Origin of the sequence: Paenibacillus sp. GYB004 (assembly GCF_036577605.1) — a bacterium.
Taxonomy (GTDB): Bacteria; Bacillota; Bacilli; order Paenibacillales; family NBRC-103111; genus Paenibacillus_AB; species Paenibacillus_AB oceani.
Map to the genome: position 1 here is coordinate 1 of NZ_JARBDB010000042.1, position 13,842 is coordinate 13,842.

14 protein-coding genes are annotated in these 13,842 nt (G+C 57.2%); 13 read left to right on the forward strand and 1 reads right to left on the reverse strand.

Annotation, left to right across the window (positions count from 1 at the left end):
- The first annotated feature begins 300 nt into the window (after positions 1-300).
- The 8 genes from PV433_RS18085 (at position 301) to PV433_RS18120 (ending at position 7,220) form a co-directional block, all read left to right on the forward strand.
- Entirely contained in the window at positions 301-441 is a 141-nt protein-coding gene (locus PV433_RS18085) for a hypothetical protein (protein ID WP_332073466.1), read from the forward strand.
- 198 nt (positions 442-639) lie between these two features.
- The gene (locus tag PV433_RS18090; RefSeq protein WP_332073467.1) at positions 640-1,497 is read left to right on the forward strand and encodes a helix-turn-helix transcriptional regulator; all 858 of its coding nucleotides are present in this window, start codon (positions 640-642) and stop codon (positions 1,495-1,497) included.
- Positions 1,498-1,551: 54 nt separating this feature from the next.
- A complete protein-coding gene (locus tag PV433_RS18095) occupies positions 1,552-2,481 on the forward strand; it encodes a sugar phosphate isomerase/epimerase family protein (RefSeq protein WP_332073468.1) in 930 nt (309 codons plus the stop codon).
- Between the two features lie 13 nt (positions 2,482-2,494).
- Positions 2,495-3,622, forward strand: coding sequence for a Gfo/Idh/MocA family protein (locus tag PV433_RS18100; protein WP_190924486.1), 1,128 nt, complete (start codon positions 2,495-2,497; stop codon positions 3,620-3,622).
- Positions 3,623-3,874: 252 nt separating this feature from the next.
- Entirely contained in the window at positions 3,875-4,582 is a 708-nt protein-coding gene (locus tag PV433_RS18105; protein ID WP_332073469.1) for a PIG-L deacetylase family protein, read from the forward strand.
- A gap of 60 nt (positions 4,583-4,642) precedes the next feature.
- A complete protein-coding gene (locus PV433_RS18110) occupies positions 4,643-5,386 on the forward strand; it encodes a class I SAM-dependent methyltransferase (protein WP_332073470.1) in 744 nt (247 codons plus the stop codon).
- Positions 5,383-6,354, forward strand: a complete 972-nt coding sequence (locus PV433_RS18115; RefSeq protein WP_332073471.1) for an MBL fold metallo-hydrolase — start codon at positions 5,383-5,385, stop codon at positions 6,352-6,354. Before PV433_RS18110 ends, PV433_RS18115 begins: the two co-directional genes overlap by 4 nt.
- Before the next feature lie 98 nt (positions 6,355-6,452).
- Complete coding sequence (locus PV433_RS18120) at positions 6,453-7,220, forward strand: DODA-type extradiol aromatic ring-opening family dioxygenase (protein WP_190924492.1); 768 nt, start codon at positions 6,453-6,455, stop codon at positions 7,218-7,220.
- Positions 7,221-7,326: 106 nt separating this feature from the next.
- On the opposite strand, the gene PV433_RS18125 is transcribed toward PV433_RS18120, so the two are convergent.
- Positions 7,327-7,854, reverse strand: a complete 528-nt coding sequence (locus tag PV433_RS18125; RefSeq protein ID WP_190924494.1) for a phosphatidylglycerophosphatase A family protein — start codon at positions 7,852-7,854, stop codon at positions 7,327-7,329.
- A 352-nt stretch (positions 7,855-8,206) separates the two neighbouring features.
- Here PV433_RS18125 and PV433_RS18130 point away from each other — a divergent pair, with 352 nt between their 5' ends.
- The 5 genes from PV433_RS18130 to PV433_RS18150 all read left to right on the forward strand — a co-directional run bounded on the left by PV433_RS18130 (position 8,207) and on the right by PV433_RS18150 (position 13,442).
- Positions 8,207-9,262, forward strand: coding sequence for a GerMN domain-containing protein (locus PV433_RS18130; protein ID WP_332073472.1), 1,056 nt, complete (start codon positions 8,207-8,209; stop codon positions 9,260-9,262).
- 186 nt (positions 9,263-9,448) lie between these two features.
- The gene (rph, locus tag PV433_RS18135) at positions 9,449-10,207 is read left to right on the forward strand and encodes a ribonuclease PH (protein ID WP_332073473.1); all 759 of its coding nucleotides are present in this window, start codon (positions 9,449-9,451) and stop codon (positions 10,205-10,207) included.
- Positions 10,191-10,841 (forward strand): XTP/dITP diphosphatase, encoded by a 651-nt coding sequence (locus PV433_RS18140; RefSeq protein ID WP_332073474.1) that lies wholly within the window; start codon positions 10,191-10,193, stop codon positions 10,839-10,841. The genes rph and PV433_RS18140 overlap by 17 nt, the downstream gene beginning before the upstream one ends.
- Positions 10,842-11,499: 658 nt before the next feature.
- A complete protein-coding gene (locus PV433_RS18145; protein WP_332073475.1) occupies positions 11,500-12,492 on the forward strand; it encodes a dihydrodipicolinate synthase family protein in 993 nt (330 codons plus the stop codon).
- 56 nt (positions 12,493-12,548) lie between these two features.
- Positions 12,549-13,442, forward strand: coding sequence for a hypothetical protein (locus PV433_RS18150; protein ID WP_332073476.1), 894 nt, complete (start codon positions 12,549-12,551; stop codon positions 13,440-13,442).
- Positions 13,443-13,842 lie beyond the last annotated feature (400 nt).

The window sequence follows — 13,842 nt, forward strand, 5'->3', positions numbered from 1 at the left end:
TTACCGTATAATGGCCACTACGACTTGACTTTGATTAAACCATAAATTACCAAAAGTCGTTTAGAGAACGGCTTGTTTGGCATGCTCATTTCCGTTACTGCGTGCGTTGGCTAAGGATTTCAGACTTTCAACTCCGTTACTATGTTTAAATGTTTAAACGAATTATATGCGATCCGGTTCCAAAATTCAAGCTGCAATTGTTCGGAACTTCTTATGGCGGCGTTTCACATCCGAGAACCCTCCATATATCCCGAAACTTTCCAAGCGGAAGGGACGTCAAATGAGTAGAGTAGTCACCATGTGTATGCAACAGATGCGGAAAGCGGGCAAAGCCGCAACCTGTTCCGGGATGTTCCGCAGAGGTCCTGGCTGACGGGTGCTTCGTCGGACGGCCAATGGATGTATCTGGTAACGGCCGATACGGTCGTACCGCGCCGGTAGTTTCTAGTCCCGGTCACACTTACGTGCGCGCGACTGCCGCAGCGGGTTTGGGCTTCCGGCTGCTGTTCGTTTTTGCTTCCGCTCCTTCCGGGGCGGAGGCTTTTTAGCTTTATGGCGCGCTCCCCGCGTGATACACTGGTGTCAACCCAAGAACTATAGCGATCCGTAACGGTTCGGTTATGCAAGGAGGACAGCACGGTGAGCGCCGTTTTATTCAAGCCGTTAGACGTATTCTACAGCGAAGCCGGGGGGAACATGGCGTTTCACTCGCATGCGCATTTCGAGCTTTATTATTTTCATGGGGGCAAGACCACCTATTTGATCGGGGATAAAATATTCGTGCTGTCGCCGGGCGATCTGATTCTGATGCACGGGATGACGCTGCATTGCCCGAAAGTCGATCTAAGCGTCCCCTACCAGAGGACGATCGTTCATTTCGACCCGGTGTTTATGAAATCGTTTGCGGACGTGGCGTTTTCCGTTAACGTGCTGCAGCCGTTCCACGAGCTGAGAAACCATCGCATCCATCTGTCGGGGGACGTACGGGAGGAAGTGGAGTCGAAGCTGAGACGGATGCTGGCGCTGCAAGCCGAAGGAGGGAAGACGTCCAAAGACCGGCAACTGCTCGTATTTGCCGATCTCCTGCTCCAGGTGTACGAGCTGTGCGAGCAATCGGCCGATTCGCCGAACGCGTTCCCGTCGGATAAAGAGCGTCATGTGCAAAGCATCGTCGGGTATTTGGAGGAGCATTACCAGGAAGATTTGCATCTCGAAGATTTGGAGGAGCACCTTCATTTAAATAAATATTATTTGTCGAAGCTGTTCAAGGAAGTGACGGGTGCGACGATATTCGATTATTTGTACCACCGCAGAATCAACCAGGCGAAAATTCATTTTCTGCTCAGTCGCGAAATGTCCGTTACCGACGTGTGCTACAAGGTCGGCTTCAAGCATCCGTCCCACTTTACCCGCATCTTCAAAAGCCGGGTAGGCTGTACGCCCGATCAATACCGCAGGGAGACGAGAGGCGGTATCACACCAATGACAGTTAAATGATCCGAGCCGATTCGGCAACGAGAAAGAAGTGCCGGAATCTCCGGATATGGTAGCATGGAGGAAACGAATGCCGCGCTTCCGATCAAACAGAAGCTGTCGATCCGGAGCTGCACGGCCGAAGGAGTGTCTAACTTGAAATTTGCGGTATTTACGGTCATGATGCCGGAGTATACGGTAGAGAATACGGTGTCCGCCTTGAGCCGGCACGGCTACGACGGTGTCGAATGGCGGGTGGCGCCGATCGATCCGGGCAAGCTTCAGGAGAAGCCTTCGTTCTGGGGCAACAATCACAGTACGATTCATGTGGATTCGTCCGAGCAAGAGCTGCTTGCCGTCAAACGTCTCATGGACGATGCGGGGCTGGCTTGCGTCAATCTCGGCTGTTATTTGAAGGTGGGGGATCTGGCCGCCGTCGAGCGGGACATGCGTACCGCCAAGCTGCTTGGCGCACCTTCGATCCGGGTGGCCGTACCGGGCTATAACCGGACGAGAGCGTACGGCGACTTGTTCAAGGAAGGCCGGGCCTATCTGGAGGGCGTTCAGGAGCTGGCCGGTCAGTACGGCGTTCAAGGCTTGATCGAGATGCATATGAACTTTATCGCTCCGAGCGCAGGGCTGGCCAGAAGGCTTGTGGAAGGACTCGATCCGGCGAGAATCGGCGTCATCTACGATCCCGGCAATATGGTTTACGAAGGGTACGAGCAGTATCGGATGGGGCTGGAGCTGCTGGACGAATATTTGGCTCACGTTCATATCAAAAACGCATGGCCGGAGCGGACCCCGGACCGTAAAACCGAAAACGATCCGTTGTGGAGAACGGTGTCCGCCCCGATTCATGAAGGCTGCGCCAACTGGCGCCAGGTGATCGGCGATCTGAAAAGCGTCGGATACGACGGCTGGGTCAGCTTCGAAGATTTCAGCCAATCGGCTCCGACCGAGCAATTGCTGGCCGACAATATCGCTTATATCAAATCGTTGCTGTGAGGAGCGAATAGAGATGAATCGAGTACGAATCGGTATCGTAGGGATCGGCAATATGGGAACGGCGCACGCCCGTTATGTTTCGGGAGGCGAGATCAACGGCGCCGAGCTGGCCGCCGTGTGCGACATCAGCGCCGACCGGCTGCGCTGGGCGAAGGAGCAGTTCGGCGAGGCGCTGCATACGTTCGAATCGGTGGACGCGATGCTGGACTCGGGAACGGTTGACGCCATCCTGATCTGCAACCTGCATTTCGACCATCCTTCCACGGCGATGAAAGCGTTCGCCCGCGGCATTCACGTCCTGTGCGAGAAGCCGGCCGGCGTCTATACGAAGCAAGTGCGGGAGATGAACGAAGCGGCAGCGGCCAGCGGCGTCAAGTTCGCGATGATGTTTAACCAGCGGACGATTCCTTTGTACAAGAAGCTCAAAGATCTGATCGACAGCGGCGAGCTCGGGGAAATCCGCCGTACGAACTGGATCATCACGAACTGGTATCGGTCCCAAAGCTACTACGATTCCGGCAAATGGCGGGCGACGTGGGCCGGCGAAGGCGGCGGTGTCCTCCTTAACCAGTGTCCGCACCAGCTCGACCTGTGGCAATGGACGGTCGGCATGCTGCCGTCGAGAGTCCGCGCGTTTTGCTCGTTCGGCAAATACCGCGATATTGAGGTGGAAGACGAAGTAACCGCCTATGTCGAATATCCGAACGGGGCGACGGGCGTATTCATTACGACGACGGCGGAAGCGCCGGGTACGAACCGGCTGGAAGTGACCGGAGAGCGCGGCAAAATCGTCATTGAGGACGGCAAGCTGACCTTCTGGCGTCTGCGCGTATCGGAGCCGGAGTTCAACCAGACGTTCAAGGGCGCATTCGGCCAGCCGGAATGCTGGAAATGCGATGTGCCGGTATCCACCGATTCGAAGGCGCACAAGGCGATCACCCAAAACTGGGTCGATTCGATCCGCACCGGCGTGAATCTGATCGCCCCCGGCGAGGAAGGCATCCGCGGCCTCACGCTGTCGAACGCGATGTACTTGTCCGCATGGACCGACGGCTGGGTCGAGCTGCCGCTTGACGAGGACCGGTTCCACGAGCTGCTGCAGGAGCGGATCGCGACTTCGCGCTACCAATCGAATACGTAATGAGAGAGGACGTTCCCGGGTTTGAAGCCGGCGGACGTCTTTTTTTTGAGTTGCGGCTTCCTGCGTTTCAGATTTCTGAGTGTCCCGGCGTCCTGGCAGGAATGTGAATCAGGGAAAGGGCTGCGGGAACGATCCCCCTTGGGTCTGCCGCTAGCGCTGTTTCGGAGCTTGGATAACCGATGCGCCCTTTTGCCCGGGAGCGTACAATGGTACAATCGATATCAGACAAAGCCAGAGGAAGGTGGGTCTCCTGTGACAACGACGATAGCTTGGATATCCGCGCATCCGGACGATGAGACGTTCACGAGCGCTTGTACGATTAGGGAAGCCGTCCGCCGCGGGGTTCGGCCCGTGCTGCTGTGCGCTACCGACGGGGACGCGGGCAAGAGCGGGTATCTTCCGCCGATGACGAGACAGGAGCTGGCGGAGAAGCGGGAAATCGAACTCCGCGAGTCTTGCGAAATAATGGGGATAACATCCATCGATTTGCTCAGGCATCCGGACGGGAAACTGTCGCAAGTTCCGAGAGAACGGCTGGTCGCCGAAATCGTCGATTATATCGGGAAGACCGGGGCGGAGGTTGTGCTGACGTTCGGCGAAGACGGAATGTCCGGCCATGCCGATCATATCGCGCTTCATCATGCAGTTCGCGAAGCGGTTGTCGGCGGAAAGTGTCCGTCGGTCAAAAAGCTGTACTATTATTACAACTGGCTGATCCAGGACCCGCTTCGTCCGCCTACCGTTACCGTGGACGTAACGCCGGACTGGAAAAACAAAGCGAGGGCGCTGCTTGCCCACGAATCGCAGCTGCTCTCGGTAGAGAGAGTGTTCGGCGACGTGCGCAATCCGGGCGACGTGCCGCCGGAGCCGATCGCGCTGGAACGGTTCGTGCTCGCCTGGCTAGACGGAGTCGAATTTCCGGAGGTCCAGGAGAGCTTTCTGACAGACGGGTTGTCGTAACGCTCGTATGCAACGCCAATGAAAGGTTCACAATCATGGGGGAAGGTGCGATACCGGAAGATGGACAAATGGTATGAGCAAAGCTTCGGAGACGATTACTTGATCGTGTACAAGCATCGCGACACGGCCGGAGCGTATGAAGAAGTGAAATCGATGATCGATTGGCTCGAACTGCCGGAGGGCTCCTCCGTGCTCGATCTATGCTGCGGAATGGGGAGACATTCGATGGCGCTGGCCGATTTCGGCTACCGGGTAACGGGGGTCGACCTGTCGGGCGTTTTGCTGGATGTAGCCCGCGAGCGCGACGATAGCGGCCGGGTCGAATGGCTGCAAGGGGATATGCGCAACGTGCCGGCCGAAGGCCCGTTCGACGCCGTCGTGAATTTGTTCACCTCGTTCGGTTACTTCGACGACGACCGCGAGAACGGGAAGGTGCTTCAGGAAATAAGCCGGCTGTTGAAGCCGGCCGGCCGGTTTATTATCGATTTTATGAATGCGGCTTACGTGGTGCGGAATCTGGTCCCTTTCTCAAGCCGGCAGGAGGGGGATTGGCTTATCGAGGAGAGACGTACCGTTGAAGACGGCTTTATCCGCAAACGGATCGTCATCCGCGAGCCGGGCCAACCGGAAAGACATTACGACGAGCAGGTCAAAGGTTACGGGCTGGAGCAGTTTCAGACGATGGCGGAGGCTGCGGGGCTGCGCATCGACCTCGTATACGGCGCTTACGACGGCGGCGCTTATGACGAGACTTGTTCGCCGAGGCTCATCATGACAGGCACGAAGGAAGGAAAAAAATCGTGATCAAACCGGTACATATTCTGGATGATTCGCTCGTTCAAGTGAAAGTGCCCCTGCCGTTTCCGCTGCGGTGGGTGAACAGCTATGTGGTCCGGTCCCGTTCCGGCTGGACGGTGATCGATCCCGGCCTGCATACGCCGGAGGCGGAGACGCTGTGGGGTCAAGTGATGACTGAGCTCGATCTGTCACCGTCCGCGCTCGAGAAAGTCGTCTTGACGCACCATCATCCCGACCATTACGGTTTGAGCGGCTGGTTCCAGCAACTGACGAGCGCTCCTGTGCACATATCGGGTACCGGAAAAGCGCAGACGGCCGCATTGTGGGGCGAAGGGGAGACGATGAGCGTCACCCTGCTCGACTTGTTCCGCCGGCACGGGATGGAGGAAGCGACGCTGGAGCAGATGAAGGATCATATGACGGGCTTCATCTCGCAAGTGTCTCCGCAGCCGGAATTAACCGTCATCGGGGCGGACGAGCCGTACCGGATCGGAGACCGGCTGTACCGGCCGATCGTGACGCCGGGCCACGCCGCGGGACATTTGATTTTCCACGACGAAGAGCGGGCGCGCATTTTTTGCGGGGATCACGTATTGCCCCAGATTACGCCGAATGTGAGCTACATCCCGGGCTTTGACGAGAATCCGCTCCGTTCGTACCTGGACAGTCTGGAGGAGGTAAGCCGGCTGGAGGCGGAACTTGCGTATCCCGGCCACCGGGAGCCGTTTCGCACGTTCGGGACGAGGGCGCTGGAGATCGTGCGCCACCATGAGGACCGTCTGGAAGCGATGGAACAGAAGCTGGCCGAGCCGCATACGTCCTATGCGCTGTGCAGAGCGTTGTTCGGCGACCGGCTGTCGATCCACCAGCTCCGGTTCGCATTGTCCGAGACGATCGCCCATCTGTTGTATTTGCGGGACGCGGGGCGGGTACGCGAGCTGGAGAGAGACGGGTTGATCTGGTACGGGCGATGAGCCCGGGGGGCGGATGGCTCAGCTCGTTGACAGAAGCTAGTTATTCATGTACACTAACTTACATAAAGTAAGTTACTTCCGGGATAGAGGTGTTGTACATGGTACCTTCATTATTTTTAGCTCACGGTTCGCCGATGCTGGCGATTGAACAGACGGATTACACCCGGTTTTTGTCCGGGCTTGCCGGACGTTACAAGCCGAAGGCGATCGTCATTTTTACCGCTCACTGGGAACGCCCGGTAACGACGGTATCGGTTTCGGACGACGTGTACGAGACGATTTACGATTTCGGCGGATTTCCGGATGAGCTGTACCAGATCCAATACCCGGCGCGCGGGTCTTCCATCGTCGGATCGATGGTGCTGGACCGGTTAAGCAAGCACGGCATTCAGGCTGCAGCGGATCAATCGCGCGGTCTCGACCACGGATCGTGGACGCTGCTGCATCGGATGTACCCGGACGCCGCTATTCCGGTCGTCCAGGTGTCGGTGAATCCGTACACTCCGCCTCGCGAACAGTATGCGATCGGGGAAGCGCTGCGCGGACTTGGAGACGAGGACATCCTCGTCATCGGCAGCGGCGTAACGGTGCACAATCTGCGGATGGTGCTGTGGGGCCAAAAAACGCCGGAGCCTTGGGCGGTCGAATTCGACGATTGGCTGCTTGCACAGATGGAGCGGGGCGACCTGCAGGCGCTGTTCGACTACGAGAAGCTGGCCCCCCACGCCCGGCAAGCCGTACCGCGCGCGGAACACTTCGTACCTCTGTACATTGCGATGGGCAGCGGCGATCCGTCCCGCAAGCCGGAGGTCATACATCGCAGCTACGACTTCGGCACGCTTAGCTATTTGTGTTTGCAGTTTTGAGGCGAAAAAAGAGCGTCCAACCTCCCGGAAGCGGGAAGGAAGGGCGCTCTTTTCCGTGGGGTACTGAACGAAGGCGGACACCGGTCTCGCAGTCACCGTCCGTCGTTCATCCTCCGTCGACCAGTTCGTCGGTTTCCCGTTCCGCCTGCATCCGGTGGGCGATCCTGCTGCTGGCCGCGGCGGCGATCGCCCCGACGATATCGTCGAGAAACGTGTGGACGTCCTTGCCGTTTTTCTCGTTCAGCCGTTTCAGGATGCCCGGCTTCATCTTGTCGATATAACCGAAATTCGTATAGCCGATGCTCCCGTACACGTTAACGATCGACAGCGACAAAATCTCATCGCACCCGTACAACCCTTCGTCGTTAAAGATCATTTCCTGCAGCGCGGGGAGCAGCTTGCCTTCTTCGGCCAGCACGTCGAGCTGGATGCCGGTTAATATCGCGTTTTGCACCTCCCGTTTGGAAAGCACGCGATCTACCGATTCCAGACATTCCTCCAGCGTTAAGCCGGGGAAATAATCTTTCTGGAGAAACAGCACCAGCTCTCCGATTTCCCGTTTGTCCACGCCTCTCTGGCGCAGCCATTCCGCCGTCGTTTCCGCCACTTTGCGGCTGTTCAAGCTGTAAGTCAACGTTATCCCTCCGTATCGTGCTCATATGGCCACTTTTACATTGTTGCCCAACGTTTCCCGTTTCATGAGACCCGGATAGCCCGTACCCGCAATTGGACAAAAACTGGTCATGAAATTTCCGGGAGCTCGTATACATAGTAGTACGAGTTCAAAAAGTCCGGTTTTCAGCACCGAGAAGATGGGATGAAGCTAGGAAATGAGGAGCGGAGCGTAGTGGCAGCTACGTGAGCACCGGAAGTTCCGGCTGAATTCCATATTCGATGTCGAGTAGGCTTCCTGTATCTGCTTCGTGATCAAAAGTGGACTTTTTGAACAACCTCTAGTAGTACAAGGACAAAGAGGAGGATTCCATATGAGACGAACAAAATGGACGACATGGGTCGCCGTCGCCGGTGTTACCGTTCTCTTGACGTCAGGCTGCTCGCTGTTGAAGTCGAAGGAAAGCCAGCCGATCGATCCGCCGCAGAGCGCGACCGGTACCGGAGGAGCGGCAGAGACGCCGAATGTTACATCGCTTCCTGTGAATGGAGGCGTGCAGCAGAAAGGTGTTGCGGTTACTTTGTATATGAAAGACAGGAACAATTTCGTCGCTCCGGTAACGGTTCAGGTTCCTACGACCGACGCGGTCGCCCGCAAAACGCTCGAGTATATGGTGGACGGCGCGGGCATCGGAGTCGTACCGGTCGGATTCACAGGGCTGCTGCCCAAGGGGACCACGATCAAAGGGCTCGATATCAATCCGGAAACCAAGGTAGCGACGGTCGATTTCTCCAAGGAATTTACCACTTATAGCGCAGTTGACGAAAGGAAACTGCTGGAAGCGGTCACTTGGGCGCTAACCGGTTATTCGAACGTACAGGAAGTGCGGATCTGGGTGGAGGGCAAGGAGCTGAAGCAGATGCCGCTCGGCGGCCTGCCGATCAATGGCGCTTTAAGCCGGGCGATGGGGATCAACGTGGAGCGTGCGGAAGGCGCCGAGTTCGGGCAGTCTACGCCGGTAACGCTGTATTTCCTCGGGCAAATGGATAATCAGGAACCTTACTATGTGCCGGTGACGCGGATGGTGAAGCTTACCGACGACAAGGCGAAAGCGACGCTGGAGCAGCTGATCGCCGGGCCGCTGCAGAAATCCGCTTTATCCTCGGTGATGGCATCTACGGTCGAGCTTCCCAAAATCGAGTCCAAGGACGGCATCATTACGGTCAACTTTACCGACACGCTGCTCGGTCCGGACCGGAAAGCTCCCGGAGAAGCGCTGCAATCGGTCGTCTTGTCCTTGACCGAAGCGGCCGGGGATGCTAAGGTACAAATTAAAGTGAACGACGACGTCAAAGTCACGACGACCGACAACCAGAACTACAGCAAGCCGGTTTCCCGGCCAAACGGCGTCAACGCGATCAAGATGTAGCTACCGGTCCCCCGGGCAGGCGTAAGCGAAGCCGCGACAGCTTCCGCCTTGTCCGCGGGGATCGTTTGTATTCTTGGTTTCTTTTCAAAGCGGTATTTGGTAAAATGAGGTAGTCTTTGCGGCGAAAGTGCCGGCGGACTTTAACGAATGCTATAGCGGGAAATAGATTAGACAGGGGTGCAAGACATGAGAGGCGACGGAAGACAATACGATGAGACGCGAGCGGTAAAGATTACGCCGAATTATATCAAGCATGCGGAAGGCTCCGTTCTGATCGAAGTGGGCGATACGAAGGTGATCTGTACGGCGACGATCGAGGAGAAGGTACCGCCGTTTATGAAAGGACAGGGCAGAGGCTGGATCACGGCTGAGTATTCGATGCTGCCGAGGGCGACGCAAGTGCGCAACCAGCGCGAATCGGCCAAGGGCAAGGTCGGCGGACGGACGATGGAGATTCAGCGTCTGATCGGCCGTTCGCTCCGCTCGGTCATTAATCTGGAGGCGCTCGGGGAACGCACGATTATGCTCGACTGCGACGTTATTCAGGCAGACGGGGGGACGCGGACAACTTCGATTACAGGTTCGTTCGTAGCGCTGTGCTATGCGATCCATAAGCTGATGCAGAACCAGAAGCTCAGCAAATCGCCGATTACCGACTATCTCGCTTCGGTCAGCGTAGGGATTGTCAAAAACCGGACATGCCTCGATCTGAATTATGAAGAGGATTCGCAGGCGAAGGTCGATATGAACGTCGTGATGACCGGACAGGGCAAATTTGTCGAGGTGCAGGGAACGGGCGAGGATTCGCCGTTTTCGCGCGATGAGCTGAACGAGCTGCTGGCCGCAGCCGAGACGGGCATCCGGGCGATGATAACGAAGCAAAAGGAGACACTTGGGCCGATCGTCTCCGTCGTGGGGGCTGAAGCGAATGCGGGCTCTAAATAAAGAGATCGTCGTCGCCACCCGGAATAGCGGGAAAACGCGGGAATTCGCCAGCTTGTTCGAACCGCTGGGCATTCAGGTGCGCAGTCTGAACGATTTTCCGGACGCCCCGGATATCGTGGAAGACGGAGAGACGTTCGAGGCGAATGCGCGCAAGAAAGCCAGAGTCATCTCCAAAGCGTTCGGCCTGCCGGTTCTCGCCGACGATTCGGGATTGTGCGTCGATGCGCTGAACGGCGCTCCCGGCGTATACTCGGCGCGTTATGCCGGAGAAGACGCGGCGGATAGCGACAATAACGCCAAGCTGCTGCGGGAGCTGAACCGGCTTGTGGAAGAAGGCGCTATCGCGCCGGAGCAAGCTTCCGTCGCCGGTGAAGAAGTCCGGCTGCTGAGTCCGGCGCGGTTCGTCTGCGTACTGGCGCTGTACGACCCGGATGCCCCTGAGCAAACGGTGGAGGGCGAATGCGCCGGCGTTATTGTGGATAGGCCGCTCGGCGAGGGCGGCTTTGGGTACGATCCGCTTTTCTACGTGCCGGGTGCCGGTCAGACGATGAGCCAGATGCCGATGGAAGCCAAAAACGGGATCAGCCACCGTGCTGCTGCGCTGCGCAAGCTGCAGGAGCTGCTGAAGGGGTAACAGCGTATCGCGAAAAAAATTGTTACCGGCAAACTGTGTCCGATCCACAGTTGTCCGGATCAGTAGCGCAGAATTCCCTGACCGCCTTGGCGGTCAGGTTTTTTTGTTGTATGGAACGGAGCAGGCTCGCACCCGGCAATCGCTTTGACAAATAAAAGCGGTTTGCATCTCTTATTAGGCTGATAATGGATAATGGCTTGCTGCTGCTGGAGATTAAGAGCGGTTTGTACCTCCTATTTCCAGCGAAACAGGTGCGAGTACGGCTTACCGAGCATTATACGAGCTGCAAACCGCTCTTATTTCGCTTCGAACCCCATTTCGCCAAAATAACGGGTACAAATCGCTCTTAAACACGCCGGCCCCGGCATCCCGACTACCCTCGTCACTTCGCACTCTGCTCCCGGTACCTGGCATCCCCGACGCTGCCCACGGCATCCAGTCCGGCAAACCCGCCCCTGCACCCATATACCCCAATGATGGGACAAACACTACGCTTTACGGAAGCGGCGGAAGTGTTAGGTTTCCAGGTCTAACAGGTTTACAAATTTCAAATTAAGAAATTAATTATCGTAATATGAAAATATATTGTTATATAAGCTTTGTTCAACTATAATGAGTCTGGAAGTGTCATCAGACACAAATGGGGAGGCTGCGGAAGATGGGAGAGTTTGCGCTGCATAGCAAGTTTTCGGGGGTTCATGTTGCGATGAACTCCTGTTATGACGAGTTTGGGGAGATTGACGAAGCGGCGGTCAAACGTCTGACCCGCTTTTTAATCGATAAAGGCGTTCAAGGCGTCTATGTCGGCGGCGGAACGGGTGAAGGGCTGCTGCAGACGGTAGAGGAGCGCAAAAGGGTACTGGAGGCCGTTGCGGCCGAGAATGGCGGACGTATTACCGTTACCGCCCATACCGGGGCGATGACGACGAAGGACAGCGCCGAGCTGGCGCGCCATGCCGAGCGGGCGGGGGCCGACGCGATTTCGTCCGTGCCTCCGTTTTATTATGCCTACACCGAGCAGGCGGTGAAGGATTACTGGCTGGAAGCGATAAACAGTGCGGATCTGCCGTTTCTGATCTATCATATCCCGGGTGCGACCGGGTTTCAGGTGACGCCGCGGTTGGTCCGCGACCTTCGGGAGGCTGCGCCGGATCGGCTGGTCGGGATGAAAGTGACCGTGTTCAGCACGTACGAGCTGCAGCAGTTCAAGGCAAGCGGCGGCGACGAGTTCATCGTGATGAACGGCCCGGATCAGCAATATTTGGCCGGACGCGTTATGGGCGCCGACGGCGGGATCGGGGGGACGTACGGCGTGATGCCGGAGCTGTTTCTGCGGATCGAATCGCACATCCGGCAAGGCCGTCTTTTGGACGCTCAGCGCTGGCAGTTCCGGGTGAACGGAATCATTACCGATATGCGCGAGCTCGGCTTGTTCGGCGCGATCAAGCAGTTGATCCGGCTGCGCGGGATCGAATGCGGGGAGCCCAGACGCCCGCTGCCATCATTACCGGCTTCGAAGAGCGGGGAGGCGGCCCGGATGTACGAGACGATTATGCGATATGTCGCCGAAGCGGAAGTCGAGGCCGCTGCGGAAGCCGAAGCTGCAGTTGGGTGGTCTAATACGATCGCGGCCGGAGGCGCCCAGTCATGAAGCGGCCTGCCCTGAGAGCCGGCGCTTGAGTACAAGCACAAAGAGGAGGACGAGGCATGGAAGGGGTAATGGAGAAGCGGCTTCGTTCCGGAAGTTTACTTCGGATCTACCGGTTCGGCGGGGAGGGCAACGACTGGTGCTTTGTGCGGACCCCGCCCGGCTATAAGCCTGACGGCAGACGGCATCCCCTGCTTATATGCAATCACGGGAACGGCTGGACGATGGACGGCAGCGAGCGGGCCGCTAATTTCTCGGGGAAAACGCAATACGGGGTAGACGCTCAGAATAACGGTCTTTACCTGGACGAGAGCATCCCCGGATTCGAAGCGTACTCGAATCCGACGATCGAGTCGTTTCTGGAAGCAGGCTATATCGTCTGCGGAGCGCAAAATGATGCCGACCTTTCGTACGGCAACGAAGCTTGCCGGCAAGCATGCGCCGCATTTTACCGGCATCTGACGGACGAATACCGGGCCGACCGGGACAACGTGTTCATGCTCGGCTGCTCGAACGGATTTATGACCACTTTGAACACCGCCGCCTTGCTTGGTCGGCACGCGTTACGGGCTCTAATCGGACTATATCCGCTATGCTCGTTGGGTCACGCCTGCAGGAAGACACACAGGCAAGGAGTGATGGCCGCTTACGGGATCGGTTCCTGCGAGCAGTTCGCGGAGCTTGCGCCGGTGTACGATCCGCAGCAGCGCGACGCCGGTTTGTATCCGCCGACGCTACTGTTATGGTCTTCAACCGACGGCGTATTGCCGATGGAGCACCATGCCCTGCCGCTTGCTGCCCGGATTCGTAAGGGGGGCGGTATCGTCCGGTCGGTGCAAATCGATGAAAGCGGAGAGGAGTGCCGGCACGGAGACTGGCGCCACTACCGGTCCCTCCAGATGGTCGACTGGTGCGAAGAGCACCGGAGCCGGAAACATCCCGAACCGCACTAGTGGAACGGGATGTTTTCTTTAGATAGGCACTCATCGTCTCCTCGGCCACATGATTGACGCGTTCGCTCCGGCTGTGCCTTTTCGATCAGCGTATACGCCGTTCACCGGACTAAAGCAGAACAGGGGCTTTTCCTTGTCGAGTCAGCCAGAGTCGCAATTGGGAGACGCATGCGCGGAGGGAGACGCACAGCCGCAGGACATACAGGCGATCACCTGCTGTCTCGCGGCAGATTTTATACCGGACGGTGACTTTACAATCGACAAGCCAAACGATTATGAGTTTTGCGCTCGTTTAAGCCGGATTTTTGGCTGGACAAGCTGGTGAGCTGGACTGGTGATTACCTGCATACACTTCAGCCGAGGCGGTTCGTCCTCTTTCCGGAAGGGGAGCATTTTTAAC